The 22,603-nt window shown below is 61.7% G+C and carries 23 protein-coding genes; 12 read left to right on the top strand and 11 right to left on the bottom strand.

What is annotated here, in order from left to right:
• The first annotated feature begins 114 nt into the window (after window positions 1-114).
• Entirely contained in the window at window positions 115-471 is a 357-nt protein-coding gene (locus tag AC1DD5_RS13705) for a hypothetical protein (RefSeq protein WP_442016297.1), read from the top strand.
• On the opposite strand, the gene AC1DD5_RS13700 is transcribed toward AC1DD5_RS13705, so the two are convergent.
• The 4 genes from AC1DD5_RS13700 to AC1DD5_RS13685 form a co-directional block, all read right to left on the bottom strand.
• Complete coding sequence (locus AC1DD5_RS13700) at window positions 468-3,194, bottom strand: DUF7507 domain-containing protein (protein ID WP_477521783.1); 2,727 nt, start codon at window positions 3,192-3,194, stop codon at window positions 468-470. The two genes, AC1DD5_RS13705 and AC1DD5_RS13700, sit on opposite strands and share 4 nt — an antisense overlap.
• 177 nt (window positions 3,195-3,371) lie before the next feature.
• Complete coding sequence (locus tag AC1DD5_RS13695) at window positions 3,372-4,955, bottom strand: sigma-70 family RNA polymerase sigma factor (RefSeq protein WP_477521782.1); 1,584 nt, start codon at window positions 4,953-4,955, stop codon at window positions 3,372-3,374.
• Between the two features lie 171 nt (window positions 4,956-5,126).
• Entirely contained in the window at window positions 5,127-5,483 is a 357-nt protein-coding gene (locus tag AC1DD5_RS13690; RefSeq protein ID WP_477517886.1) for a GNAT family N-acetyltransferase, read from the bottom strand.
• Window positions 5,480-6,895, bottom strand: coding sequence for an acyltransferase family protein (locus tag AC1DD5_RS13685; protein WP_477521781.1), 1,416 nt, complete (start codon window positions 6,893-6,895; stop codon window positions 5,480-5,482). The genes AC1DD5_RS13690 and AC1DD5_RS13685 overlap by 4 nt, the downstream gene beginning before the upstream one ends.
• 363 nt (window positions 6,896-7,258) lie before the next feature.
• Here AC1DD5_RS13685 and AC1DD5_RS13680 point away from each other — a divergent pair, with 363 nt between their 5' ends.
• Window positions 7,259-7,678 (top strand): VOC family protein, encoded by a 420-nt coding sequence (locus tag AC1DD5_RS13680; protein ID WP_477521780.1) that lies wholly within the window; start codon window positions 7,259-7,261, stop codon window positions 7,676-7,678.
• A gap of 21 nt (window positions 7,679-7,699) precedes the next feature.
• On the opposite strand, the gene AC1DD5_RS13675 is transcribed toward AC1DD5_RS13680, so the two are convergent.
• The 5 genes from AC1DD5_RS13675 to AC1DD5_RS13655 form a co-directional block, all read right to left on the bottom strand.
• Entirely contained in the window at window positions 7,700-8,092 is a 393-nt protein-coding gene (locus tag AC1DD5_RS13675) for a DUF1304 domain-containing protein (RefSeq protein ID WP_477521779.1), read from the bottom strand.
• A gap of 51 nt (window positions 8,093-8,143) precedes the next feature.
• Window positions 8,144-9,019: a class II fructose-bisphosphate aldolase gene (locus AC1DD5_RS13670; protein WP_477521778.1), complete on the bottom strand. Its 876-nt coding sequence runs from the start codon at window positions 9,017-9,019 to the stop codon at window positions 8,144-8,146.
• Complete coding sequence (locus AC1DD5_RS13665; RefSeq protein ID WP_477521777.1) at window positions 9,019-10,488, bottom strand: GntP family transporter; 1,470 nt, start codon at window positions 10,486-10,488, stop codon at window positions 9,019-9,021. The genes AC1DD5_RS13670 and AC1DD5_RS13665 overlap by 1 nt, the downstream gene beginning before the upstream one ends.
• A 96-nt stretch (window positions 10,489-10,584) precedes the next feature.
• Complete coding sequence (locus tag AC1DD5_RS13660; protein WP_477521864.1) at window positions 10,585-11,484, bottom strand: NAD(P)-dependent oxidoreductase; 900 nt, start codon at window positions 11,482-11,484, stop codon at window positions 10,585-10,587.
• Between the two features lie 38 nt (window positions 11,485-11,522).
• Entirely contained in the window at window positions 11,523-13,013 is a 1,491-nt protein-coding gene (locus tag AC1DD5_RS13655) for a four-carbon acid sugar kinase family protein (protein WP_477521776.1), read from the bottom strand.
• Between the two features lie 131 nt (window positions 13,014-13,144).
• Between AC1DD5_RS13655 and AC1DD5_RS13650 the strand changes: the two genes are divergently transcribed.
• The 4 genes from AC1DD5_RS13650 (at window position 13,145) to AC1DD5_RS13635 (ending at window position 15,798) form a co-directional block, all read left to right on the top strand.
• Window positions 13,145-13,948 (top strand): alpha/beta fold hydrolase, encoded by an 804-nt coding sequence (locus tag AC1DD5_RS13650; RefSeq protein ID WP_477521775.1) that lies wholly within the window; start codon window positions 13,145-13,147, stop codon window positions 13,946-13,948.
• A 79-nt stretch (window positions 13,949-14,027) separates the two neighbouring features.
• Entirely contained in the window at window positions 14,028-14,729 is a 702-nt protein-coding gene (locus AC1DD5_RS13645; RefSeq protein ID WP_477521863.1) for a FadR/GntR family transcriptional regulator, read from the top strand.
• 67 nt (window positions 14,730-14,796) lie between these two features.
• Window positions 14,797-15,414 (top strand): nucleotidyltransferase domain-containing protein, encoded by a 618-nt coding sequence (locus AC1DD5_RS13640; RefSeq protein WP_477521774.1) that lies wholly within the window; start codon window positions 14,797-14,799, stop codon window positions 15,412-15,414.
• Window positions 15,415-15,798 (top strand): hypothetical protein, encoded by a 384-nt coding sequence (locus AC1DD5_RS13635; protein ID WP_477521773.1) that lies wholly within the window; start codon window positions 15,415-15,417, stop codon window positions 15,796-15,798.
• Window positions 15,799-15,913: 115 nt separating this feature from the next.
• Here the strand turns inward: AC1DD5_RS13635 and AC1DD5_RS13630 are convergent, their stop codons facing one another.
• Window positions 15,914-16,345 (bottom strand): universal stress protein, encoded by a 432-nt coding sequence (locus AC1DD5_RS13630; protein WP_431117519.1) that lies wholly within the window; start codon window positions 16,343-16,345, stop codon window positions 15,914-15,916.
• A gap of 163 nt (window positions 16,346-16,508) precedes the next feature.
• Here AC1DD5_RS13630 and AC1DD5_RS13625 point away from each other — a divergent pair, with 163 nt between their 5' ends.
• Together AC1DD5_RS13625 and AC1DD5_RS13620 are read left to right on the top strand one after the other, a co-directional pair.
• Entirely contained in the window at window positions 16,509-17,315 is an 807-nt protein-coding gene (locus tag AC1DD5_RS13625) for an SDR family oxidoreductase (RefSeq protein ID WP_477521772.1), read from the top strand.
• Between the two features lie 108 nt (window positions 17,316-17,423).
• Entirely contained in the window at window positions 17,424-17,633 is a 210-nt protein-coding gene (locus AC1DD5_RS13620) for a dodecin (RefSeq protein ID WP_442002951.1), read from the top strand.
• 54 nt (window positions 17,634-17,687) lie between these two features.
• Here the strand turns inward: AC1DD5_RS13620 and AC1DD5_RS13615 are convergent, their stop codons facing one another.
• Window positions 17,688-18,572: a helix-turn-helix transcriptional regulator gene (locus tag AC1DD5_RS13615; protein ID WP_477521771.1), complete on the bottom strand. Its 885-nt coding sequence runs from the start codon at window positions 18,570-18,572 to the stop codon at window positions 17,688-17,690.
• Between the two features lie 231 nt (window positions 18,573-18,803).
• Here AC1DD5_RS13615 and AC1DD5_RS13610 point away from each other — a divergent pair, with 231 nt between their 5' ends.
• The 4 genes from AC1DD5_RS13610 to AC1DD5_RS13595 all read left to right on the top strand — a co-directional run bounded on the left by AC1DD5_RS13610 (window position 18,804) and on the right by AC1DD5_RS13595 (window position 22,570).
• Window positions 18,804-19,625: an aldo/keto reductase gene (locus AC1DD5_RS13610; RefSeq protein ID WP_477521770.1), complete on the top strand. Its 822-nt coding sequence runs from the start codon at window positions 18,804-18,806 to the stop codon at window positions 19,623-19,625.
• 25 nt (window positions 19,626-19,650) lie between these two features.
• Window positions 19,651-20,622 carry an aldo/keto reductase gene (locus tag AC1DD5_RS13605; RefSeq protein WP_477521769.1) on the top strand — a complete coding sequence of 324 codons (972 nt, stop codon included), beginning with the start codon at window positions 19,651-19,653 and terminating at the stop codon, window positions 20,620-20,622.
• Window positions 20,619-21,656 (top strand): NAD-dependent epimerase/dehydratase family protein, encoded by a 1,038-nt coding sequence (locus AC1DD5_RS13600; protein WP_442016278.1) that lies wholly within the window; start codon window positions 20,619-20,621, stop codon window positions 21,654-21,656. The genes AC1DD5_RS13605 and AC1DD5_RS13600 overlap by 4 nt, the downstream gene beginning before the upstream one ends.
• An 83-nt stretch (window positions 21,657-21,739) precedes the next feature.
• Window positions 21,740-22,570: an aldo/keto reductase gene (locus tag AC1DD5_RS13595; protein WP_477521768.1), complete on the top strand. Its 831-nt coding sequence runs from the start codon at window positions 21,740-21,742 to the stop codon at window positions 22,568-22,570.
• Window positions 22,571-22,603 lie beyond the last annotated feature (33 nt).

The following is a 22,603-nucleotide window of genomic DNA, read 5'->3' as shown; positions in this document are numbered from 1 at the left end:
GGAAGAGGACGCGTCATTGACTTTTGTTGGAAGCTGGCCCCGTGGAAAATACCCCGGCTCTTGGGCGAGAGCTGTAGAGTCAACGGCACAGAAAACTCTTCGGTTGGGGGACCAGTGGCTGACGACGTACATGAACGGATCGGTTTCCGCGAGATCGATGAACACGGGAATGCGGTGCGGGCAGTAAGTCCACACGACCCGGAAGCCCCTGAACGGGGGCGAAGGCGAGTTCTCGTGAACCCCTTCGTCGTGGCCCTTTGGGTGCTGGACGCTGGGTTGGTGTGGTTTTGCTTCTGGGCTTTCGACGCCGTCGCGGCAATGACCGGTCCGACGGCGCCAAGTCCTTCAGCCCAGGTAAATTTCATGGTCCTGCAGTCCGTGCCCTACGTGATTCCAGGGACCATCCTGGTAACAGCCGCCCTCCTGTTCTGGCACGCCTGGCAGTGGCAGAAGAAACGCTCCAGTACCTAGACGTGCACCTGACTCCGGACAGCTTTGCGGCGTCCCATCACGAACAGGACCAGACCGGAAAGGATCAGGACAGCAACCGGCAGCAAGGTTAGAGTGACTCCCGTGTTAGCCAATGCTGCAGCCGATGAATTGGTAGCGGTCACGGACTCGCCGGGCTGACCTTGCTCCCCGGGCTGTTTCGAGACGGACGCATTCGGAACGGCGCGCGAAGAGGCCTCTCGTTCTGATTGAACTGCCAGCCGTTGGAAAGCCTCCGCAGTCTCCTTCTGCCCTGTCTGCGGGAATGCTATTGCCGTTGTGGCAGGATGCGTTGTTACCCGCCCGCCTGCCGACGACGTCCCCATAGCTGTTGCCACATTAGTGATGGTGCCTGCTTTGACGTCCCACCACGTGAGTTTGTAGCTTGCCGAAGCAGTCACAGTTTCGCCGGGCAGCAGTTCACCGGCGACTCCGGGCCACGCGTAGGCCAGTTGCCCGCGTCCAGGCACCTGATCCTCAATGGAGACGGCCTTGAGGGCGGCGTTTCCGGCGTTCTTCGCAGTGAAGTTATATGTGATGACCTGGCCCACCTGAGCTGGATCTCCCACCGCAGAGGCATCTGCAGTAGTGGAGAATTCAAGGCGTGCATCCGGCGACAACAGTGTATCCGTGGCCACCGGCAACGAGGCCGTGAGGCCGCCGGCGCCTGGAACGCCAGCGAGGGTAGCCGAGTTGGCGACCTTACCGGCGTCGAGATCTGCTTGGGTGATCCTGTAAGCAGCAACAGCGGTCAGTGTTTGACCCGGTAGCAGTTGGCCTGGGATTCCGGGCCACGAGTATGCCAATTCCGGAAGTCCGGCAAGGGTGTTGTTGATGACCACATCCCTCAATGGCACGTTTCCACTGTTCGTTGCCCCAAAGCTGTAGCGAATCACATCCCCCGCCTGCGCCGGCGAGTGGATGGCGGAGGCATCAGCGCCATGAGTAAACCCGAGGCCTGGAAGTGACGCAGCGGTGCCAGCCAGAATGCAGTTGATGTCTGCGCCAGCGACGGGTGTAAGTGCAAACGGCCGGTCAACCGCTGCTCCCGCAGGCAAATTCGGTTGCAGGCCAGCCGCGTCCGTACAGGTGATGCTCCGGAGGTAATTGGACGGGATGCCGCCCGCTTCCATGAGGTAGTAGGTAGTGCCTGCATTGGCCGTAGTCTGACCTGTGACACCACTACCAGCGGCGATGTCTGCCACAGACCCTGAGGTAGTGGAGTGATTGATGGCATTTACCACGGGACCGGTAGGAGACCCCGCACGGATCTCCATGGTGAATTGGTCCGAGACGGCAGCGCGGGCGGTGGTCAGCGCTTTGCCCAGCGTGATCCGGGGAGCCCGGACCACGAGGGACGCCTGAGCGGGTGCGTTCAAGTTTGTTGCAATGTCCGTGGATGCGCTGGAATACGTGCCCTCGGCTGCCACCGTCACATCCACCTCAACGGTGCACGAGGCCTGACCCCGACGGAGATCGCCGCCGGAGATCGAGAGACTTCCCCTGCCGGCATCTGCCAAACGAAGGAATGGATCGGTTCCGGGAACCTGAACGCACGTACCCCCGACGTTCGGATCTCCGGCGATCGTCAGTCCGGAAGGAAGCGCCTGGTTGATGGACCAGTCATGCTTCGCGTTGAGCTCGCTGGTATTGGTGACAGTGAGGGTGAGGGTGGATATCCCGCCGGGGCCCACCACTGAGGGTGTGAAGGATTGCTTCAATTGCGGAGTCACGTCCATCAGGCGCACATCGTCAAAGGCGCCATCGTTCCCGTTGGTGGTGCCATTGTTGTTCCACATTTCAAGCGACAGGGAGTTTCCGGTGGCTTGGATCGCCGTGTTCGACGTCATCGAGTTGATGTTGACGGTCCTGGTGACGGTTCCTGGAGTTCCGCCGACATCGCTGGTCACTTGTTGCTGGAAGGACTCCACGTTGGGATCGTCCGAGGTTTGGCACCCGTTAAGTGGATTCCCGATGGCTGTGACCGCCCCAGCACTATCAACCGTGGCGAATTGATAGGATGGATCGCCCGCAGCCAGGCCGCAATTCATGTACGCCGTATTCAGGCCAAAAGTGTAATAGTGACCCGCGGTCACCGGGATGGGGCTCGCCGTCCTGAACATGACTCCATCCGTGGGACCGGACGGGATGGCATCGCACGCCGACCCGCTGGAACTGCTGGACGGGCATTCAGTGTATGAGCTGTTGACGTGATTTGTACTGGGAGAAGCTGGGGTGAACTGTTGACCCATGGCCAAGGCCAACATGCGCATGTACTGATAGCTGCGAATATCCGCGAGCTCGGCACACCTGTTGTCATTGCCTTCGGCCGCCGTTCCGGACTGCGCCCATCTGGGCGTGGTCGAATTCCGGTAGCTCAGGATAACGCCATTGCACCTGGAGGCGTCGATCCAAGCTGGAGAACCTGTGTACGACTGGCCGCCCTTGCCAACATAATGCTTTGACCCGGGAGCGGAGTAGGACTGCGCACCCAGGGCGGAGTTGGGGCTACCGTGCTCGAAATTCTCCGAGAACACTACAGTGCCAGGCTGCGTAGCATCGGGCGTCGAGGATGTTGACGGGGTAGGTGGCTTTGATGGCGTTACCGCCTGCGCAGGAGAAAGTTGAAGGCCGCCCAGCGCTGAAGCAGCGGTAAGGGTGGAGAGAAGTATCACCAAGGTTCTGGCCAGGAGAGAATTCTTCACGGCTGTTGCTTATCTTTCCATCGTCCCCAAGCGCCCCAGGCTCAAGTCCCAGGCAGCTGCGCTTGGTGCTTCCGCTTCCAAGGAAGCCGATGCGCACAGATATTGTCAGCCTCTTAGTGTTGGCCAACGCCGAATCGTGACGGAGAAAATAGAAAAAGTTTTGGAAACCGCAAGCGCCTAGTGAAAGCCGTTGGCGAAGGACTTGGTAAGGACGTGTTGACCGCCGAATCGATAGCTCAACGTGCTGCCAACTTCCGGATTCCCAAGGGAAACGCCCATCTTGAATGCCAAGTTGGCCGGTTCGATGGACGCCGTGGCGCAGCGGATCAACCGATGGTCCGCAGCAGGATCTGAGCACGACCATCCGGTCGGTGCCGAGAATTTCCCCGGGATGAAGGTGGCATTCTCCGGCAAGCTGAAGGTTGTTTCACCGGAACCTGATGCCGGGCCTCCCAGAAGTGAAAAGCCCACACTGATATCGCGCTCGAGTACTCCGCCCCCAGCTTCCATGCCAAAAACAGCGTCGACCGTCGGTGACGGGGCAGCCGTTGAAGGCGTGGCCTCGGTGGTTGAGGACACTGTCCCGGAGTTCGTGACAACTGCTGCCCGCTGCTTGGCTATTTCCTCGGACACAGGATGCGACCGAACCTCTTCACGTACAAAAGGTTGCGGCAACTGAACCGCTGGCTGAGCTGGGGACGGCATGATGGGTGCGTCCCTTGTGGGGCTGGACGCCGTGGGGCTGGATGCCGAGGGTGACGCGGAGGTGCTTGGAGCATCGCCGGCGTTATTGACCTGGGCACCGGACTGCCCGAACCACGCGACCAGACCAAAAATCGCCACCCCTGCAGCAACCGCCGCAGCAGCAGCAACCTTCAACACGTGACCGAGGGATCGAACGGTTGCCGGGCCTTCCCCTGTGAGGGCGGAAGAGTTCGATGCTGAGAGCAATCCCGCAACCGCGCCAGGCGTCAACACGATGCCGGTCACCAGGGGGAAGAGAGCCGCCCGCATGGCCCCTTGGATGTGGTTGAGTTCAAACAGCAGTGCAGTGCACTTTGAGCACGTCTCCAGATGCGCAGTGACCTTTTCGTGCGAAGTCCGTTTCAGGGCGTTCCGTGCATATTTGCCCAATTGGCCGGAATACTCCGAACACTCATCGTCCGGAGCCACCACCACGTGGTTTTGCAAATAAGCCTGACGCAGTCCCTCCCTTGCCCGTATGAGCAGAGACGACACTCCATTGGGGCTGATACCGATGAACGGCGCAGCAGCTGCGGGCTTCATGCCCTCAATGTCCACATGCCAGAGCACCGCTTGCCAACGTTCCGGCAGCGACTTGAACGCCGCCGCCACGGCCGAGGATTCGAATTCCTTCAGGATGGGATCAGCATCGACGACGGCCGTATCCAGCATGGCGTCGTCAGGGGCAGACTGGGTGAGCCTTGCTTTCCGGTTCCGTGCATGCGCCGTCCGCTGCACGACTGTCAGCAGGTAGGCGCGAAAGAACTCCCGCGGTCCTTTGCCGCTGCTAAGGGCCTGGAACACTGATGCGAATGCCTCGGCAACGATGTCGTCGGCGTCACTCGGGTTATCAGTATTCGCCCGCGCAACGTATTGCGCAGCAGCCAAATGCCGCCGGTACAACGAGTCGAAGGCATCGGTGTCGCCTCCACGGACCATCGCAATTATTACCTGATCAGTGACTGGTCCAGCGGTGATGGTTCCGCCGCTGGAACCAGTATCAAAATCGCTCCCCATAAACCCAGTGTGACAGCAAATTCCGGGATGACTTGAATCGCAGGGTACTTACGACTAGGGGGTTAAATTACTCGCAATTTCAGCGACACGATCCGGCAGGAAGGTGCACTATTCAGTTGGGAGGCGTCCATTATCAGCGGCCCTGCAGGCGTCCAAAGAGACCCGGAAACCCTACTCGTTTTCCGGTTCGCCTACGGGCTTCTCGGCAGGCCAGTCGACGTCCTGCTCGTAGCCCTCATGCTTCTGCAGGTATGACGCGATGTACGGGCAATGCGGAATGATGCGCTTACCGGATGCCACCACATCGTCCAAGGCAAAATGTGCCAGCACCTTGGCCAGCCCCTGGCCTTTGAACTGCGACTTTGTCTCGGTATGGGTGAAATCGATGTGACCGGGCCTATCGATGAATTGGGAAATCACCGCCAACTCCCCGTCTACGCGGAGTTCATAGCGATGGAATTTGTCGTTTCGAACTGTGGTGACGCCAGCGCGGAACGAGTCTGCCAATGATTCAGTGTGCTCGGTCATGATTCGAGATTGGCACGTAAACCCTGCGCTGGCAATGTGGACCGCTTTACCCCGGGCGTTGGCGTCCCGTCCGGCCCGGACAGCGGCAGCACCGGCGTCGGGACCCTGCCAAGCAGCAGGACTGCGAGCGCGAAGCAGGCAGCTCCCCCGCCCAGGAGCGCCAGCGTCAGACCGTTGAAGGCGGCATCGGCAACGGGGATAAGGACCACGACGGCGGCGGTCACCACAGCGGTGCGTGAGGGACCCCGGGCGTGGCTGGCCGCCGTCGGACGGTTCTCGAGGCGGCCAAGGAGCAGCACCACCGGCAGCAGCAGGGCTATGACGGCGAAGAAGACGGGGATGCGTGCCCACCACCATTCCGCTGTGCCCGCGGCCGGTTTGGGGAAGTCGGCGAGCAAGAGGAGTCCGGACATGCCCACCAGGAGAGGAAGATGCCAGAGGTAAACGGTCATGGACCGGCGGCCCGCCACCGCGATGATCGTCTGGACCCAACGCACAGAGGCGATCCAGCGTATGCCTTTGCCCAGAAGTTGGAGCGTGGCAGTCTGTGAAATGGCCAGCAGAAGCAGGCAAAGATTGGGTGGGTTGATGTTCACCACCATGTTGCCCGGATATACGCCGACACCGGTCACCAGCCCGAGCAACACATTACTGACCAGGATCGCCCCTACCAGCCAGGTTCTGCTGCGACGCTCAAAAAAGCCGTCGGCCATGAGGAAGCCAAGCTGCTGGACTGCGCACCAAACAAACACCATATTGACGAAGGCAAGAACCGGGACGGCGCCGCGGAGGGAGTCGACGGTAATGATCAGCGCTACGAGGACGGCCAATGTCGGTAGCGGGGCACGTTGGTGGAGCCTGGCCATGAGCGGGATGCTGACCTGGGCTGTGAGGTAGGCGGCCAGGAACCAGAGGGGCATTGCGGCACCAGTGGTCATCAACTGGATCACCTGTGGATCAACGCCGAGGAGCAGTGCCGCCCAAAGCCCCGCCCACATCAGGGCGAGCAGGGCCATGGCGGGGCGGACCAGGCGAAGGAGTCGCAGCTGGGCGAAGTCGAAGCCTGTGCCGCCGCGTGCTTTCAGGCGTCGCCACGACTGCAACCCAGTGACACCGCCCAGGACAAAGAACAACGGGACGATCATGAGCACCCAAACCACCGGCGTGAACCAGCCTTGCTCCATGAGCGTGTTTTCCGTGGTGACTTTCCCGTCCCTGTGCAGAACGGGACTGACCATCATGCAGTGGGCTGCGACCACCAGAAGCAGGCAGATGAAGCGGACAAGGTCGATTGCTGGATCACGCTGCACAGTCGGTTGCGGCTGCACAGCCGGTTGCGGTCCCACAGCCGAAGCTCCCGGCACAGCCGCGCTCCGGCTGGCGGGAGGCGGAACCGGCTTTGCCCGCTGCATGGCCCTCCCTACAAATACACGCCCCTGCGTGTTGACTCCATTGTCCGCCCCGGGTGCCGTGGGGACCAGCGGTCGTGGCGTTGGCAGGTGCTAACAGCCGAAGTGACAACGAGTACGGAGAAAAAGATAGTCTAGTGTCAGATGAGCAGCAGCTCATCGCACTGTTTAAAGAACAATGGACCCGACGTACAACCCGGTCCTTGTTCAGCGCAGTGCGCTCATTGATGCGGTAGAGGGCCATAGAACCTCAACACGCCACATCCTGAGTCGATGGCCACAAATCTGTCGGCGGCCTCTGTCCGTTATCCACAACTGCCTGCCGTGCTCTGGACGGGATGACGAAACACCGGCAGGATCAAACCCATGACTACGTCCATTTTCGTGAACCTGCCCGTCAGCGACCTCGAGGCGTCCAAGGCCTTCTACACGGCCCTTGGCTACTCCATCAATCCAAACTTCACCGATGAGACAGCGGCTTGCGTCGTCTTCGGCGACACCATCTACACAATGCTCCTGACGCACGACAAGTTCAGTCAGTTCACTGATCAGCCCATCGCGGACACCCGGAACTCGGCCGGGGCAATTGTTGCCATCTCCGCCGACAGCCGCGAAGGTGTTGATGCCCTGGCCACTAAGGCGGTGGAAGCCGGAGGTTCCGAGACGTATGATCCCAAGGACCTCGGGTTCATGTACAGCAGGGCGTTCCGCGACCTTGACGGCCACCACTGGGAGGTTGTCTATATGGACCAGGCCGCAGCGCAGAGTGGCCCGCCGGAGCACTAAGGCGCATCGGCCCCGCCGGCTCTAGCCCAGCGCCAAAGCCAGCACGCCAAGCACGACGGCGAGCAACGGCGTTGTCCCCTGGAGAACCGCAGGGTGCAGGTACTTTTTGCCGCTCGCTGCGAGCACCAGCGCCGCAAGGAGCATGGAACCGCAGCAGCTGAATACGAGGGTCCAGCCAACCTGGGGTGCACCCATGGCCACTGCGATGATGCCTATCAGTGCGCCAATGGCCAGGAACAGATTGTAGAAGCCCTGGTTGTAGGCGAGCGGCTTGGTGGTTTCGGCATCAGCCTGCGACGTGACGCTGAACCGCTTCCACGTGGCTGGCTTGGTCCATGTGATGGACTCCATCGTGAAGATGTACACGTGGAGCAACGCCGCAAGCAGGGCAAAAATCAGGGAGGCCAGAATCATGGTCTGATCCTAGCCTCCCTGCGTTACAGAGCCTGTGAGGGCGGGGTTGTGTCAGTCACTCAGCATCGCCAGCGTTGCTCCGGCGAAGGACCACGCGGAACCATTCCATCGAGCCAGCAGGCCTTGGAGGTTCTCACCGTCCGCCCGGTGCGCGGGGGTTTCGGCCTCAAGGGTGGCCAGGATTCCGGTGCGTAACTCCGTGTTGAAGTTCACCTTACCGACCTGCATGGAAGGAGCCTTTGCGAGCTGCTCAGCCGGGATGCCTGAGGCGCCATGCAGCACCAGAGGCACGTCCGTGCGCGCAGCAACTTCCTGGAGTACGTCCCAGCGAATGTTGGGCTCACCCTTGTACTTTCCGTGCACGTTACCCACGGCGATTGCCAGGAGTTGGGCACCAGTGCGTGCAACGAAGTCCGCCACCTGCGAAGGGTCAGTCAGCCCGGCGACTGAAGTACGGGCGTCGGGCGCTGAACCTTCCGTACCGAAAGCCTTGTCTTCGTCACCGGCGAGGCCGCCAAGTTCTGCTTCGATCACGACGTCGAACGCGCCCTGGGCATCCAAGGCGGCACGGACTTCGCGGACCAAGGCGATGTTGTCCTCGTAGGCCAGGGACGAACCGTCGGCCAGGACCGCATCCGCCCCGGCTGCCACAGAATCCTTGATGACCTGCAGGTCCGAGGCGTGATCCAGTTGGACCGATACGGGAACGCTGGCGTCGTCGGCCAGGCCGCGAAGTGCTGCGATGAGCCGGAGTCCGTTGGGAGTGGATGCCGTCTTGGGTGCTACCAGCAGGATCACACCGAGCCTGGCTTCCTCCGCCGCCGAAACAACGGCCAACGCAGTGGTGAAGTCGTAGCAGGTGAAAGCCGGAACAGCAGAGCCATCAGCGAGGGCGGAGATGACCAGCTGATCGAGTTTGGCGCGCATTAGTGGGCCAAACCTCCCACCAGGATCCATGCGACGTACGTCAGTACGAAGCCGGCCAGGCCGAGGATCGTGGTGAGGACGGTCCAGGTTTTGAGACCGTCGGTGACGGTAAGTCCGTAGTACCGGATCACGGTCCAGAAACCAGCATCCGTCACGTGGGACAGCCCCAAGGCGCCGAATCCGATGGCGATCACGATCACAGCGATCTGGGCGGGCGTGTAGCCGCCTTCCATCACAGCGGAGGTGAGCAGGCCCGTCGTCGTGACAATGGCAACGGTGGCCGAACCCTGGGCGGCGCGGAGTGCCAGGGAGATGATGAAGCCGAGCACGATAACCGGCAAGCCCAAGCTGTCCAGGGTGTGGGACAGGGCGGCGCCGATGCCGGAGGTGCGGAGGACTTCACCGAATACGCCGCCCGCTGCGACAACCATGAGGATTGACGCAATCGGAGGAAGGGCGCCTTCGAAGATCTCACCGGTTTCCTTGAGGGACCAGTTGCGGCGGACGGCCAGCAGGAAGAAGGAGAGGGCTACAGCTACAAGGAGCGCGAAGAACGGGTTGCCGATGAACGCGGCCACGCCGTACCAGTAGTTGTCTTTGGCAATGGTCAGCGTTCCCAGGGTGCCCACGAGGATCTGGACGATCGGAGCTGCGATCAGGAACATGATCAGGCCCGGACGGGGAGGAGCGATGGCGCGGGCGCCGGGGCCGTCATGGCCGACATGCACGAGGGAGTCAGCAGAACCGAACTCGTCCACCTGCGCCTTGACACCCGGGAGCAGTTCGTAATCTTTGCGGTTCATGATGCTGGCTACCCAGTAGGAGAGGAAGCCGAGCGGCACGCAGATGATCAGGGCGATAAGAGTGATGAGCCCAATGTCGGCACCAAAGACACCGGCGCCGGCAACGATTCCCGGGTGGGGCGGCACAGCCACGTGGATGGACAGCATGATGCCGGCCATGGGCAGGCCGAACTTGATCGGGTGAACGTTCGCGATCTTGGCAAAGGCGTAGACAATCGGGACGAGGACGATGACGCCAACCTCGAAGAACACCGGAATCGCCACGAGGAAGCCCACGGCCGTCAAAGCGATGGCAACGCGTTTGGCTCCGAGCTTCTCAGTGAAATGTGTGGCCAGCGACTGCACGCCCCCGGATACCTCGATCATGCGGCCAAGAATGGCGCCGAGGGCAATCAACAAAGCAACCTTGCCCATGGTGCTGCCAACACCGTTGGCCACCACAGTAAAGATGTCCTTGAGCGGAATCTGGGCCGCCACACCTACCAGGATGCTGACAGCCAACAGGGCAACGAAGGCCTGGATCTTGAAGCGGATGATCAGCACCAGCAGCAGGGCAATGCCCGCGGCGGCGATAGTCAGCAACAGGGGTGTTCCCAGTTCCACTGCCGGTTTGATAGCGGGGGCGTCAGCAGCCCGGACCATCAACGAGTTGATGAGGGGATTCATTGGGGGTGTCTCCTTTGACAAACCAGTCTAAAAGACCGGCGGGAGGTGGCGACGACGGCGAAGGGGGGACCGCCGTCGTCGCGGGTTTTTGTTGGGTTAGTTGGTGCGCTTTGTGGGCGCGACAACCTTGATGACGGCGGAGTCGTCGGCGGCGGCGAGGCCTTGGGCCTGGCCGAGGAGGTAAAGCTGTTCTGCGGCGGCAGCAACGGGCGCGGCAAGGCCGGCAGCGCGGGTGGCCTTGCCGACGATGCCCATGTCCTTGACGAAGATATCCAGCCGGCTGAGGACCTCGGCTCCATCTTCGGTATAGGCCTCCAGGATGCGGGGGCCGCGGTTGGAGAGCATGAAGGAGCCCGCAGCGCCGGCTTCGAGGGCGGCGAGGGTCTTCGCCTGATCCAGACCCAGGGCATCCGCCAAGGCCATTGCCTCGGCAGCAGCGGCGATATGTACGCCACAGAGCAACTGGTTGACGGTCTTGAGCGCCTGGCCATCGCCGGGCTTGTCGCCCACAATGCTCAGGGTGGAGGCCAGCAACTCCAACGCGGGGCGGGCCTTTTCGAGGGCCTCTGGTTCGGCTCCAACAACAATCAGCAGGTCACCTTCACCCGCGCGCTTCGGGCCGCCGGACAGCGGAGCATCCACCAGCGCGACTCCATACCCTGCGAGCTTTTCAACAGTGGCCGGGATGGCTTCGGTGCCTACGGTGCTGCCGAGGATGACGACTGCGCCGGGCTTCAGAACCGAGGCAACGCCGTTTTCGCCGAACAGGACATCGTTAAGCTGCTCACCGTTGCGAACGGCCAGGAGCAGCGCATCGGCATCCTGCGAAGCTTCGCGGGCAGAAGCGAAAGTCTTGATACCGGCTGCTGCGGCGAGCTCCAGGCGAGGTTCGGCGATATCGAAACCGTGGACGGTCAGCTCGGAGGCCAAGCGTGTGGCCATGGGCAGGCCCATGGCGCCGAGGCCCAGGACGGTGATGGTGTAGTTGCTGCTAATCATGGTGTTCTCCATTGAATTTGTGGGCTTCCAGGAGCTTAGAAAGTGGCGCTGAGTTTGCGGGTGACCCGGGCGAGCGACTGGTCATCGCCCACATTGCCGGCGAACACGATGTACGGGATGCCTTTCGCGGGGCCATCCACCGGTTCCCAGAGCGAGACGATGCCCGGCAGCATGGGCCCGCGGACGATCGCGTGGCGGATCTCCAAGCCGTGCGCCGCAACGTCCGAGGATGTGATGCCACCCTTGGCGATGACGAACCGCGGCGGGAAGGTTTTCAACGTCCGGTTCACTACATTGACGACGGCGGCGGAGACGGTGCGGGCGATCTTCAGGCTCGCTGCGGCGTCGTCTGTCTTGATGAGCAGGCGGCTGGTGTGGACGATCACGTCGCCTTGGTGGAGGGCATCGACGACGTCGGACACCACTGTGGCGATGTAACCGTCAGCCTGAGGAACCAGCAACTTCTCAACGTCGATCTCGATAATGCGCGCAGAGCTGTGCGCGGCCGTCAGGGCGCTGAGCTGGCGGGTGGTCACACCCACGTGGGAGCCGACCACGATCAGGCCACCGGCTGTGGAGGGAGTGTTTCCCGCGTACGCTTCTTCGGAGGTCAGCGCGGTGCGGATTTCCTGGCCGATCCGGCCTCGGACAAACGGGGGGCCTACGCGGTAAAGGAGCTTCTTGCCGCGGCGTTCGGCTTCTTCCAGGCCAAGCGCGAGGGCACGGAGGTCGTTCTCTGTGACGATGTCGGCCACGATCGGAGTCGAGTTGGTGGCGGACTCGAGGGCGTCGGCGATCGCTTTGGCGGAAATGGCGGGGTCCTGCGCGGAGGCCCCGGCGCGGATAATGTTCAGATCCAGAACGATCACGTCGCTGGCGGGGAACCGGCCGTGCGACTTCTCCTGCACATACTTGGCCATCTCGGAGTTGACGAAGCCGAAGCTGGCATCCTTGGCGAATTCCGTCTCTGCCACGGGGGTGAGCTTGCCGGCATCTTCTCCGGTGCCGCGCATGTAGTGCACGCCGCCGATGGTGACCCTGCCGGCGTCGGGGAATGCTGGGACAATTACTACGCCGTCAGTGGTTTCACCGGTCTCAGCGGCTACGGTGGCGGCGATGACATCGGGCTCCAGCGGGTAGTGGCCACGCAGGGTGGAGTCGCTGCGGCTGACGAAGCCCAGCTTCACGTTGCCGGAGGCTGCCGCCGTGAGGGCGTTGCGGACAATCTCTTCATTCCGCGCTGCCGCTTCGGCCGGATCCAGGCTGCGGGTGTTGGTCAGGACGTACACGGCGGGCTTGGTTTGGTTCTCCCGTATGTAGGCAAAGGCCCAGGAAAAATCAGCGACGTCCCAACGGGTGAGGACGGCGAGGTCCGAAACAGACTGGGTTCCGGTGGGATCGTCATCAAGGACGACCAGGACGCGAGGGGCCTCAGCCGAGGACGCAGCAACGGCGTCGGCAACCAGGTGGGCAGGAATCTGGACTTCCGCCGGGAAAGCGGCCAGAACGTCGGCTTCAAGGGTCACTGTGCACTCCATCGTGGGAAATCTTTGTAGCGGATTCGTGAATGTAAGATGTCAGACATCTAACATTTCATAGCCAGTGTGACACAGCGCTCTTCCCCACGCAAGATGCCGTGCGTCACTAGTCTGGAGACATGGCCGGCACTGCAGTTCCACTCCCCTTCGTGGAGGTTCGCACCCCCGCGTCTTCCTCCGACGAGCAAGTCCCCGTTGTGCTGATCCACGGCTGGGCTTCGGGCTCCGTGTACTGGGAACCGCTCGCAAAGATACTGCTCGACGCCGGACGCGAAGTTTGGATTCTCGACCTCCCGGGCTATCACCCGGGCCAGGATCTGCCGCCCGACTTCCTTTGGACGTTGGACACCGCCGCTGCATCGCTTGGCGCTGCGATTCCCGCCGGCACAGAAGGGCCGGTGCACCTGGTGGGGCATTCGATGGGCGGCAGCGTCTCGCTGACCCTGGCGGCAAAGCATCCAGAACTAGTGGCAACAGTGACGTTGGTAGGAATGGTTCCCGCGCCTCAAAACGAGGCGTTCAAGAAGCTCTTGGTGTCACAGCTGAAGCAGGGACATTTCGACGCCGACACCAAGCTGAAGCTCATGAACGCTTGGTACGGGGACCTCTCCGCGGAAGACATGGAGCTGCTCAGCAAAGGATTCGATACGCCGTTCCGGATTCTGTCCGCCAGCGCCTGGGCGGCCATGACCGGCGTCGAACCCTCAGTGCCCAGCCGCGTTCAGGCCCCGCTTCTGGTGATCGCTGGAACGGGCGACCGCGTGCGGTCAATCGAGCAGATGACTGCGTTCGTGGCGGCAAGCCCGACACGCACCCTGAAGGCAATTCCCGACGCCGGCCACAGCGTCCACTGGGAGCAACCGGAAGAATGTGCCAAGACTTTGTGTGAATTTTGGAAAACGAGCTGGCCACCGCCAGCGTAAGATGTCTGACAACCATCCGCGCCTGGAGGAAAACATCCATGAGGTGCCGGACGGTCTGAATCACAGGAAATGGGGATACATGGCACGCAAGTCGCTGGTGGGCGTCGTTGCTGATGAGCTGCTGGACCGGATCATCGCGGGCGAGTTTCCGCCCGGGACGATTGTCCCTGGCGAACTGGAGCTCAGCGCCCGGCACGAGGTGAGCCGCATGACCGTGCGCGAAGCCATGAAAACACTCGAGGCGCAGCGGATCCTCAGCGTGGAACGTGGCCGCGGTACGTTCGTTAATCCGCTGAACCAGTGGGCATCCTTGGAGGCCGTCCTGCGCGCCGCTTCCGAAGGAACCAAGGATGCGGCAGCTGCCGTTCAGCTCATCGAGCTACGCCGGATGCTCGAGACCGGCGCCTGCGAACTCGCTGCGGAACGTATCTCGGACAATGAACTGATCGCGCTCAAAGAGCACGTTGAAAAGATGCAAGCCGCGCACGAGGTTTATGACGTGGCCGCCTTTGTGGAAGCCGATCTCGCCTTCCACGATGTCATCCTCCATGCCTCGGGCAACGTGTTCGTGGCAGTACTGTTCGAGCCGCTTCATCGTGTACTCGAGGCACGGCGCACGGAGACCTCAGCTTTCGCTGACATCCAGGAGCACGCGATCGGCCATCACCGGAAAATCGCGGCGGCCTTGGACTCGCGGAATCCGCATGAGGCCCGGCTGGCCATGGACGCCCATATGCAGCAGACCTTGGACGACCTGAAGACGTACGTCCTGGAGGCGTAACCCAAGCGGCTCGGCCGATGTCTACTATTGTATTTATAAGTGCACAATAGTAGATCTGGGAGACACGATGCGGCTGCAGAACCCCTTGACGACCATCAGCCCCACGCTTGACATGGGTGTGCTGTACGTCTTGGCGCGGGCTGATGCCGAGTTCACAGCCCCCAACCTCTCCAACCTTCTTCCCGAGCGCAGTTCCCTTGCCGGCGTCCGCAAGGCCCTGATTCGCCTCGTCGCTCAGGGCATCGTCTTGGACAAGGTGGCCGGAAGAACGCACGTTTTCCGGCTCAACCGTGATCACCTTTTGGCCGAGGCAGTGATCGCGATGGCCTTCTCAAAAGATCGCCTCTTCGCCCGCATCCGGAGCGAAATCGAGATGTGGGAATTCTCGCCCATTGTCGTCACGATCTTTGGCTCAGCTGCACGTAATGACATGCGCAACGATAGCGATATAGACCTTTTCATAGCCCTCAATGACCCCAGTGACGAGTCGCAGGCTGACACCAGGATTGCGCAGCTGGCCGCCGATGTCAGTGCGTGGACAGGCAACGACACGCGGCCCCTGGTCTATCTGGAGTCCGAAGTTGCACCCTCCCCGATCTTCGATTCGATCATCACCGACGGGTACACACTTTTCGGCGACGCTACCTGGCTGAGGCGCGTACTACGCGCCGACAGCGTCGCGTAAATGAGGACCGCCCAAGGAAGCGAAGCCATCCGCCTGGGTCGTTTGAATAAGGCTGTGCAATTCCAAAAAGTTGCCTTGGACGCACTCGAACTGGCTGAGGAACACCATGGAGTGGCTGATGCCGTGGCAACACTCTGCGTCCACGCCGGCATTGCCGCCTCTGACGCCATCTGCATTGCCCGACTCGGACGATTCGCACAGAGTCAAGACCACAGTGAGGCTGCGGGCCTTCTGAGGACGGTAGATGAAGCTGCAGCCAAGCACCTAACCACTCTGCTTGGCATGAAAACTCGTGCAGGGTACGGGCACCATGCTGTCACCACGGAGCAGCTCAAGAAGGCCACCAGGGCCACGAGCGCCCTGTTGGAATTCGCCCGAAGATAGCACTCAGCGGCTTGCCGAGGCCTTTTCCACGGCCAGGAATTCTCCCCAACTGAACAGCAGCAGAGGCCGTTTTGAGCTTCCAAAACGGCGTCTGCTGCTACCTAATAAGAAACGGCTACGCGTCCACGTCCGTGTTCACGATGTAGACGTCGCACGGAGCACCGTGTGCCACGCTGTTGGCGATGCTGCCAAGGACACGGCCCAGGCCCTTCATCCGCTTGTTTCCCACGACGATCAGCGAGGCGTTGTTGGTCTCGGCGTAGTTGATGAGCGCGTTGGCCGGCGTACCGCGGGCTGCGAAGTACTTGATGTTGCCGCTGGGGACGTCAAGTTCCTCAGAGACCTTGCGGGCCACGTATTCTGCGGAGTCGGCCGAAGAAACCGTGATCCGGTCGCTGCCGCTGCCAAATTCTTCAATGCGGTCATCGGAGAACCCGCTGATGACATGCAACTCGGCGCCAAGGGCTGTGGCAAGCTTCGCTGCTGCCACTGCTGCGCGTTTGGCCGTTTCGCTGCTGTCAACGCCGACGACAATAACTTCAGACATGAGTACTCCTGGTTGTGGGAATTCACTGGTGGTGCTGCTAAAAATCTACACTCCATCACCATCCGCCGCCGGGACCTGGCATCTTCCAACCGAGTGTTTACGATCCGGTGTGTCCGGGTAGGGATAAGTCATCGGAACCATCACGCGACCGAAAGGCAAGGACATGAGCGAGGCATCATTTTCCCCGCAAACCGCCATCGTCACCGGATCTGACTCAGGGATAGGACGTGCCACGGCGGTTGCTCTGGCCAAGGCAGGCATGGATGTCGGCATCACCTGGCACACGGACCAGCAGGGTGCCGAGGACACTGCAGAAGAAGTCCGTGGTCTGGGCCGCAAGGCGGTAGTGCACCACCTGGACACCACCAAGGTCTCGGAGACCGCTGCCAGCATTGAGAAGCTGGCCGACGAACTCGGGGGCGTGGACGTGTTCGTCAACAACTCCGGAACGGGCGATGGCACAAAGTTCCTGGAACTGGACTATGACACCTGGATGTCCACCTTGGACACCAACCTCAACGGCGCATTCGTGGCTATGCAGGCAGCTGCCAAACGCATGGTCAATGCGGGCCGCGGCGGGCGCATCATCGCTGTCACCAGCGTGCACGAGTTCCAGCCGCGCGTTGGAGCTTCTGCCTACGACGCCTCCAAGCATGGCCTTGGCGGGCTCATCAAGACCATGGCTTTGGAACTTGCAGAGTTTGGCATCACCGCCAACAATGTTGCTCCCGGTGAGATCGCAACGCCCATGACGGGGCAAACGGACGAGGACCCCAGGCAGAAGGAGCGGCCGGGCGTGCCCCTTGGCCGTCCCGGTGACGCGCGGGAAATTGCCGCCGTCATCGCTTTCCTGGCCTCCCCGGATTCGAGCTACGTCACTGGCGCGTCGTGGCCCGTGGACGGCGGAATGCTCCAGATGGGACCTCATGCAGGATCGCACATCACGGGCAATGACTGGCGCGAAAGCTGAGCCCGCCCGACCTCTGGCCCGCACGGACGTCCGTGGGCTAGTCTGCAGGAACGGCCTGCCGAGCGGGCCAGCATTTTCAAAGATTCAGGGACGATGATGAGGAGCACCATGGCTGACCACACATATAGCGTTTCCGAAATTGTTGGCACTTCTTCCGAGGGCGTCGATGCGGCCGTCAGGAATGGCATTGCCGCCGCCTCCCAGACGCTGCGTAACCTGGACTGGTTCGAGGTGAAAGAGATCCGCGGTCATCTGCAGGACGGTGCAATTGCCGACTGGCAGGTGACCATCAAACTTGGTTTCCGCTTGGAGCGCTGATCCCCTCCCCCGCGAGATGACAGTTGACGCCCATGTTCAGCAAAAACATGGGCGTCAACTGTCATCTCGGCGGGCGGGTTCGGGGGCCGGCTGGATCGTTGCGGGTACCTCGCCAAAGCTGCTGAGCAGGGTCAAGGCGTCCGACGACGGCGAGCCCGCCTTCGCGGAATGGACCCTCAGCAGCTGGTCGGGATCGTCCGGGAGGCTTAGCGTTTCAAAGTTCAGTTCAAGATCGCCAACCAGCGTGTGGTGCAATCTCACCGTACCGGCAGAGCGTGAGGCCACCCTGTGCCCAGCCCACCATTGACGGAAATGCTCACTGTGCACTGCAAGTTCGCCTACGAGCTGGTTGGTTTGCGGATCGTTGGGGTGTCTGCCGACATCCATCCGCAAGGCACCCACTGCCTCGGCGGCCACGGTTTTCCAGTCCCTGAACAGGTCCTTGGCTGCAGGATCCAGAATGATCCAACGGGTCAGGTTCCGCTCAGTGGCGGGCAGCGCCGTGAAATCCGTGAACAGCAGATGAGCCATCCGGTTTCCGGCCAATACATCCGCGCGTCGCCCCAGGACCATCGCCGGAACATCCCCGACGGCGTCCAGCAGCTGCCGCAACGCGGGGCGCACCTTTTGGGCGGGGCCGGGATTGCCGGCCGAACTCGCGCAGTGCTCCAGCAGGTCCAGCATGTGCGCGTGCTCCCCCGCGTCCAGGCGAAGTGCTCTCGCTACAGAGTCGAGGACTGCCTTGGAGGGGTGGATGTTCCGGCCTTGCTCGAGGCGTGTGTAGTAGTCAGTGCTCACCCCCGAGAGCCTCGCCACCTCTTCCCGGCGGAGACCGGGCACCCTGCGTGAACCGGTGGACCCCTGGCCCCCGGCGTCCTCCGGCGAAAGGCGGGCTCGCATGACTTTGAGGAATTTTCCGAACTCGGCGCTTTGACCCATCCGTTCATTCTGCCGTTATCGCGGCGGGCATGACCAGAGCAGGACCACCGATTTGGGTAGGACTGCCAGACCTAGGAAAAACAGGATCAGGCTGGGTTGCTGACTCTCCGACGAAAACTGAATAGGCTCAGTACAGAGCCTGCCGAAAACGCTTTCTGGAAAACCGGCTTACCCGGCCGAACTCACAGGAACCAGGGCAGGCTTGGACATATCTACCTCGAAGGAGACCTCATGCCAGAGCTGACCCTAAACAACGGCGTCACCATTCCCCAGCTCGGATTCGGTGTTTTCCAGGTGCCTCCGGAAGAAACACAGAAGGTGGTGGAAGACGCTTTGGAGGCGGGATACCGGCACATCGATACTGCCGCCGCCTATCGGAACGAGGCCGGCGTGGGCGCCGCCCTCGCCGCATCAGGCCTTCCCCGCGAAGACCTTTTCATCACCACCAAGCTCCGCAACGGAGAGCAGGGCGAGGCGTACGACGCCTTCCAACGCAGCCGCGACGCCCTCGGCTTGGAGGCGGTTGACCTCTACCTGATCCACTGGCCCGTCCCTTCGCAGGGACTGTACCCGCAGGCCTGGAAGGAGATGGAGAAGCTCTACCAGGACAAGCAGATCCGGTCCATCGGCGTCTCCAACTTCCTCTCGGACCACGTGGACACCCTGTTGAGGGAAGCGAACGTAGTGCCGGCCGTGAACCAGATCGAGCTGCACCCTACGTACCAGCAGGCCGATCTTGCAAACAAGTGCCGCGATCTCAGCATCGCCGTTGAGGCGTACAGCCCGTTGGGGCAGGGCAAGGACCTGAACGCCGAGGTAGTGGCCCTGGTGGCTGCCGCACACGAAACAACCCCGGCACAGGTAATTCTGGCCTGGCACCTCGCGCAGGGAACCATCGTGATCCCCAAGTCCGCGGACTCTGCCAGGATGCGGGAAAACCTCGGCGCCGCCGATCTCACCCTGACCCAATCCGAACTGGCTGCGGTCACCGCCTTGGAGGCCGGGGCCCGCATAGGTTCCGATCCCGCCGTCGCGGCTTTTACCCAGCTCTAAATAGACAAAGTAGAGGACCAAAAACATGCAGTACACCAACCTTGGGCGCTCCGGCCTGAAAGTTTCGCGTCTCTGCCTGGGCACCATGAACTTCGGCCCCCAGACGGACGAAGCAACGGCGCACTCCATCATGGATTCCGCACTGGATTCCGGCATCAACTTCTTCGATACCGCCAACGTCTACGGCGGTTCGGGCCACCGGGGATGGACCGAGGAAATCATCGGGCGCTGGTTCGCGAAGGGCGGCGAGCGCCGGGAACGGACTGTGCTGGCCACCAAGCTGTATGGCACCATGACGGACCGGCCCAACGAATCCAAGCTCTCCGCCCTGAATATCCGCCGCGCACTGGACGCGAGCCTGAAGCGGTTGCAGACGGATTACATCGACATCTACCAGTTCCACCACATCGACCGTCAGACGCCGTGGGACGAGATCTGGCAGGCGATTGAGGTGGCTGTCCAGCAGGGCAAGATCCTGTACTCGGGCAGCAGCAACTTTGCCGGCTGGCACATTGCCCAGGCTCAGGAAGCCGCGCGCAGGCGGAATTACACGGGCCTGGTCAGCGAGCAGTCCATCTACAACCTCTTCCGGCGCGAACTGGAACTTGAGGTCATCCCCGCCGCGCAACAGTACGGACTCGGCTTGATCCCGTGGTCTCCGCTGCAGGGCGGTCTGCTGGGTGGCGTACTGAAGAAAGAGGAGCAGGGCGTTCGCCGCACCGAAGGCCGTGCGCTGGAGACGCTGCGCAAGCACGAGGATCAGATCCGTCAGTACGAGGATTTCGCTGACGAACTCGGGCAGAAGCCCGGCGACGTTGCCCTGGCTTGGTTGCTTCATCAGCCTGCCGTGACAGCGCCGATCGTTGGACCGCGCACGCAGGAGCAACTGGATGCCGCAATCCGCGCCCTGGACGTGACCCTCAACGAGGATGCGCTCAAGCGCCTCGATGACATCTTCCCGGGCCACCGCACTGCCCCGGAGGACTACGCCTGGTGAGCAGCCTCCTCCCACAAGCGGACACCGTCTCGCCGCGGAACATCCTGTTCATCGGCGGGACCGGGGTCATCAGTGCGGCGGCGGCTGAACGCGCCGTCGCGCTGGGCCACCGGCTGACCATCCTCAACAGGGGACGGTCAGCCGGGCGGCCGGTTCCCGAGGGCGCCGAGGTGCTCCATGCTGACATCCGGGACACCGGGGCTGTGCGGGAGGTACTTCGCGGAAGGGAGTACGACGCCGTTGCGGACTTCATCTCCTTCACTCCGGCTCATGCGCGGGCTGGCTTGGAGCTCTTCCGGGGGAGGACTGGTCAGTACGTTTTCATCAGTTCCGCCTCGGCCTACCAAAAGCCGCCCACCACCTTGCCCATCCGGGAATCAACTCCTCTGAAGAACCCGTTTTGGAAGTACTCGCAGGACAAGATTGCCTGTGAGGAGTTGTTGTTTGAGGCCTACCGCGAGCAGGACTTCCCTGTGACCGTGGTCCGGCCATCGCACACCTATGACCGGACCAAGATCGCGCTGGTGGGTGGTTGGACTGACATTCACCGGATGCGCGCGGGAATGCCCGTGCTGGTTCATGGGGACGGGACCTCGCTGTGGACGCTGACCCACAGCCGTGATTTCGCCAAGGCCTTCGTCGGCCTCTTGGGAAGGCCGCAGGCTGTCGGTGAGAGCTACACCATTACTTCCGACGAGTTCTTGCCGTGGAACCAGATCTATCGTCTCTTCGCCCGGGCAGCCGGCGTTCCTGAACCCGAGCTGTTTCATGTTTCCTCCGAGACCATCGCCGCCCATAGCAAAGAGCTCGGCCCCAACCTCTTGGGGGACCGCTCGCACTCGGTCGTGTTCGATAACTCCAAGATCAAGGCACTCGTGCCCGATTACCAGGCAACCATCCCTTTCGCAGACGGCGCGAGGGAGATCATTCAGTGGCACGATCAGCATCCGGAGCTGCAGGTGGTGGCGGAAGACTTCATGGAGCTGAGCGATCGGCTCTATGAGTGGTCTGCTCGAAGAGTGGCGGGGCGGTAGCTGTTGCCAAGCAGTCCGTGGCCAGCGTAGAACAGCAAAGAGACCCGCCCGTCGAGATTGAAGCATTAGAGGAGATCATGCACATGACACTTGCCCCGCTCATTGAACTCAACGACGGCTACAAGATTCCGCAACTGGGGTTGGGTACGTGGCCCCTGGATGATGCCCAGGTTGCTGACGCCGTCGTCGAAGCTGTTTCACACGGTTATCGGCACATTGATACGGCAGTCAAGTACGGCAATGAGAAGGGTGTGGGCAACGGAATCCGCGCCTGCGGAGTGGACCGGGGTGAACTCTTCATTACCACCAAGCTGGACGGCGGATTCCAGGGCTCGGGCAAGGCAGTGGCAGGGCTCGATGGTTCGCTGGAACGTCTGGGGCTGGAGTACGTTGACCTGCTGCTGATCCACTGGCCGCTCCCCCGCCGCGACGAGTTCGTCTCCACCTGGAAGACCTTCGAGGAACTGCAGGCCTCAGGCAAGGTTCGTTCCATCGGCGTTTCCAATTTCAAGCCTTCGCACCTTGACCGCCTGTTCAGGGAAACGGATGTTGTCCCGGCGGTCAACCAGATCCAGGTCAGTCCCGCCATCCCGCGTCCTGTTGCCATCGCGTTCAACGAGCAGCACGGGATTGTCACGGAGTCCTACAGTCCACTTGGTGCCAGCAGCGATCTCCTCAATGCCCCGGTTCTGGGAAGCATCGGCAGCAAGCACGGAAAGACGCCCGGCCAGGTTGTTCTGCGTTGGCACGTCCAGCAGGGCCTGGTTGCCATCCCCAAGACCTCCAACCCGAAACGGATGCAGGAGAACCTTGACGTCTTCGACTTCGAGCTGGACCAGGATGACCTGAGAAGGTTACAAACCCTCGACGCCGGACCTGATGCCGGCGTCGACTCGGACGTACAGGGACACTAGGGGATGGGGACGCTAAACATGGGGGAAGTGAAT

Source organism: Paenarthrobacter sp. 10L420 (genome assembly GCF_056395385.1).
The sequence above is the reverse complement of the archived record's forward strand: the minus strand, read 5'-3'. Positions and strand labels throughout refer to the sequence as shown.

Coding starts and splice junctions, on each gene's coding strand:
- AC1DD5_RS13615 (WP_477521771.1), bottom strand. CDS start 18,572: ATGGGTCAAAGCGCCGAGTTCGGAAAATTCCTCAAAGTCATGCGAGCC.
- AC1DD5_RS13605 (WP_477521769.1), top strand. CDS start 19,651: ATGCAGTACACCAACCTTGGGCGCTCCGGCCTGAAAGTTTCGCGTCTC.
- AC1DD5_RS13685 (WP_477521781.1), bottom strand. CDS start 6,895: ATGCAGCGGGCAAAGCCGGTTCCGCCTCCCGCCAGCCGGAGCGCGGCT.
- AC1DD5_RS13690 (WP_477517886.1), bottom strand. CDS start 5,483: ATGACCGAGCACACTGAATCATTGGCAGACTCGTTCCGCGCTGGCGTC.
- AC1DD5_RS13620 (WP_442002951.1), top strand. CDS start 17,424: ATGGCTGACCACACATATAGCGTTTCCGAAATTGTTGGCACTTCTTCC.
- AC1DD5_RS13595 (WP_477521768.1), top strand. CDS start 21,740: ATGACACTTGCCCCGCTCATTGAACTCAACGACGGCTACAAGATTCCG.
- AC1DD5_RS13680 (WP_477521780.1), top strand. CDS start 7,259: ATGACTACGTCCATTTTCGTGAACCTGCCCGTCAGCGACCTCGAGGCG.
- AC1DD5_RS13625 (WP_477521772.1), top strand. CDS start 16,509: ATGAGCGAGGCATCATTTTCCCCGCAAACCGCCATCGTCACCGGATCT.
- AC1DD5_RS13675 (WP_477521779.1), bottom strand. CDS start 8,092: ATGATTCTGGCCTCCCTGATTTTTGCCCTGCTTGCGGCGTTGCTCCAC.
- AC1DD5_RS13645 (WP_477521863.1), top strand. CDS start 14,028: ATGGCACGCAAGTCGCTGGTGGGCGTCGTTGCTGATGAGCTGCTGGAC.
- AC1DD5_RS13650 (WP_477521775.1), top strand. CDS start 13,145: ATGGCCGGCACTGCAGTTCCACTCCCCTTCGTGGAGGTTCGCACCCCC.
- AC1DD5_RS13630 (WP_431117519.1), bottom strand. CDS start 16,345: ATGTCTGAAGTTATTGTCGTCGGCGTTGACAGCAGCGAAACGGCCAAA.
- AC1DD5_RS13665 (WP_477521777.1), bottom strand. CDS start 10,488: ATGAATCCCCTCATCAACTCGTTGATGGTCCGGGCTGCTGACGCCCCC.
- AC1DD5_RS13670 (WP_477521778.1), bottom strand. CDS start 9,019: ATGCGCGCCAAACTCGATCAGCTGGTCATCTCCGCCCTCGCTGATGGC.
- AC1DD5_RS13610 (WP_477521770.1), top strand. CDS start 18,804: ATGCCAGAGCTGACCCTAAACAACGGCGTCACCATTCCCCAGCTCGGA.
- AC1DD5_RS13695 (WP_477521782.1), bottom strand. CDS start 4,955: ATGGGGAGCGATTTTGATACTGGTTCCAGCGGCGGAACCATCACCGCT.
- AC1DD5_RS13640 (WP_477521774.1), top strand. CDS start 14,797: ATGCGGCTGCAGAACCCCTTGACGACCATCAGCCCCACGCTTGACATG.
- AC1DD5_RS13635 (WP_477521773.1), top strand. CDS start 15,415: ATGAGGACCGCCCAAGGAAGCGAAGCCATCCGCCTGGGTCGTTTGAAT.